This window comes from Streptomonospora halophila, assembly GCF_039542725.1.
Taxonomy (GTDB): Bacteria; Actinomycetota; Actinomycetes; order Streptosporangiales; family Streptosporangiaceae; genus Streptomonospora; species Streptomonospora halophila.
The window spans coordinates 1-963 of the sequence record NZ_BAABIK010000078.1 but is presented as its reverse complement, the minus strand read 5'-3'; the positions used below and the strand labels follow the sequence as shown (position 1 = coordinate 963).

The 963-nt window shown below is 67.5% G+C and carries 1 protein-coding gene; it reads right to left on the bottom strand.

Annotated elements, in window-relative coordinates; genetic code table 11:
• Window positions 1-138: 138 nt before the first annotated feature.
• On the bottom strand, window positions 139-474 hold the full coding sequence (locus ABEA15_RS25535; RefSeq protein WP_345559621.1) for a hypothetical protein: 336 nt from the start codon (window positions 472-474) through the stop codon (window positions 139-141).
• Window positions 475-963 lie beyond the last annotated feature (489 nt).

Sequence of the window (963 nt, the reverse complement as noted above, 5' to 3'; positions counted from 1 at the left end):
ATCGCCTACGACCACTGACCGGGACACACAACAACTCCCATCAACGATCTAGCGGCCGGCCAAGATGCCGCCGCAATGACCCGTTCCCCGCCCCGGGAGCAGGGGCGGGGAACGGGTTTCTCGGGAAAGGCGCGTCGGTCAGCCCACGGAGAAGCTGAAGGGGCCGGTTAGTCCGCTCGGCGGCGCGTGCCAGCCGTGGTTCGGCTGGACAGCGACCCCGGGCAGCATGCAGTTCGGAGCCGCGTGGATCGTGACCTCGGAGTCGGTCTGGTTGAGCAGGACGTGCGCGGTCCCGGGAAGGGCGTAGCACGCCCCGTCCGGCGGATTGTCGTAGGTTTCCAGGGCCTGGAGCTCGGACTTGTAGACGACGACCCTTCCCGTGGCGGCCTGTGCCGTACCGGCCATGGCCAGCACCAGCGCGCCGGAAAGAGTCGCGGCGGATATCACGGGAAGGGTTGCGGAAAACAGGCGCATTCGGTCTCCGATGGACTCGTGCGTGCATATTCGGACACGTGCGCTGCTTCGCGTCCGGCGTTGCGATCTGATTCTGACCCTGCTCGATCCCCAGGTCAACCGGATCTGTGAGCGCGATCGCGACTATCCTTTTTCGGAATTCCCTTCCGGCTGGCCGAAAACAAGTACCTCGAAATCGTTGCCCGGTGAATGTGCGGGATGGCGGGCGTGCATTCCCGGAAAAAGCGGGGTCGAACGGCTCGGGCGGGAGCGAATCGGAGCAGGTCCGCCGCGCCCGCCGCCCGCCGGCCCGCTCAGAAGGCGGCGCCCACGCCCGCACGGGTATCCGCCGAAGCCGCCGCGGTCCTCTGACCGGGCACGACGGTTTCCGCGCAGCGCTTCGCTTCGGCGGCCCGGCGGCGGAGCATTTCTTCCGCGCCCACTGGCGGAGCTTCGGCCCTTGTGTGCCGAGAGGTTGTCCAGGACGACATAGATCGGAGCGCCGTCGGG